Below are 1,605 nucleotides of genomic sequence, written 5' to 3' on the forward strand. Positions count from 1 at the left end.
CGCCCGCGGGCCTTGGCCGACGAAATGATGTCGTTCACGAGGGCGGTCTCGTACTCTCGCTCCGCATGGCGGGCTGTGTCGCTGATGCGTTGGGCGACCTCGTGGGGCGGGGTGTCGATGGGGATGGGCAGCACGGCGATCACCTTCTCGCGCGCCGCCTCGTGGATCTCGCCCAGCATGGCGTTGGCGATTTCCATGTTGCCGCCCAGGATGATGCGCTCGATGTCGGTATTCTTGAGGAAGAACTTGTCGATTTCGCCGGCGATGTCGCGGACGTATCGCCGGGTCAGTTCATCGTCGCGCGATTGGATGTTCTGCGAGTGGGCGGATTTGCGCTGTTTGCGCATCCAGGCCTGATCGCTGGTGACGGTGGCGTCGGCGCCGGTGCTGCCCAGGGCCACAAGCAGCGCCCGCGTCTGATCCTCGGCGAAGAGCAGCACGAGATGCTGCTGATACTCATCCAGCGCCCACAGAAATTCCTGGATGTGGGGCTTGCCGAAGTGGTAGGTGTTGGCCAGGGCGACGGGCAGCTCGAAGCGATGCTCGCCGCCGGGGCTGATGAACAAGGCCAGCGATTTGCCTTCCGGCCGGTAGCTGGTGATGTATTTGTCCAGGCGTTTGCGGATGCGCGCCCAATCCTTGTCGGGGTCTTCGTCGCTGAGGCGCACGTTCTTCCACTGCTTGGTCTGCACCGGGTCGAGGTCTTCCTCGATGCTGTTGACGGCGTTCTTCAGGTAGATTTGCCAGGCCGGGGTCTGGCTTTGGTTTTCGGGGTGGGCCGGGTCGGTCAGCAGGTAGAGGGAGAGGTAGGTGTCGGCGGCATGCCCGGCGGCATACTCGGCGAATTCGCGCAAATTTTCGTAGAGGTCTTGAATCATATTGAGTAAAGCTCCTATTGGATGGTCGCCCAATGACCGTGTGACAATGAGAGGATACCAGAAAAGCGGGGCAATGTGTAGGGGACACAGGTTGTTTTGCTCATAAGGCCCTGTAGCGCAGCTGTCCGGCTTGCGGCGGGGCGAGGACGCAAGCCGGCAGATTGCGCTACGGCGGCTACCGTTTGCTGCGGTAGCGGGTAAAATCAGCCCCATGATCGAACTCATCGCTTTCGACGCCGACGACACGCTCTGGCACACCGAATATCTCTATCAGGCGGCGCGACAACAGTTCCGCGACCTGCTGCGCCCTTACGTCGAGATCGACGTCCTTGAGGCGCACGTTCATGAGACGGAGATGCGCAATCTGCCCTACTACGGCTTCGGCATCACCAGCTTCATCCTGTCGCTGATCGAGACGGCCGTCGAGGTGACCGACGGCCGCGTCACCGGCGCGGAGATCGGCCGCCTGCTGGAACTCTCGCGCGAGATGGTGTCGGCCGACGTGGAACTGATCTATGAGGTCGAGGAGACATTGGCCGCGCTATCGGCCGACTACCCGCTGCTGCTCATCACCAAGGGCGACCTGCTGCATCAGACCGGCAAGGTGGCTCGCTCCGGCCTGGGGCGCTACTTCGCGGGCATCGAGGTGGTGGCCGACAAGACGCCGGAGACCTACCGCGACATCCTGGCCCGGCGTAACGTAGCCCCGGAGCGCTTCGTCATGGTG

Annotated in this window: 2 protein-coding genes; one reads left to right on the forward strand and one right to left on the reverse strand. The window is 62.6% G+C overall.

The features are described from left to right. Positions 1-878, reverse strand: an 878-nt coding sequence (locus WAW85_RS03085; protein WP_422558188.1) for a hypothetical protein, incomplete at its 3' end; no start/stop codon positions are given. 211 nt (positions 879-1,089) lie between these two features. On the opposite strand from WAW85_RS03085, the gene WAW85_RS03090 reads away from it, so the two are divergent. Next, positions 1,090-1,605, forward strand: a 516-nt coding sequence (locus WAW85_RS03090) for an HAD family hydrolase (protein WP_422558189.1), incomplete at its 3' end; no start/stop codon positions are given.

This window comes from Gordonia sp. (in: high G+C Gram-positive bacteria) (assembly GCF_049299075.1).
Lineage (GTDB): Bacteria > Actinomycetota > Actinomycetes > Mycobacteriales > Mycobacteriaceae > Gordonia.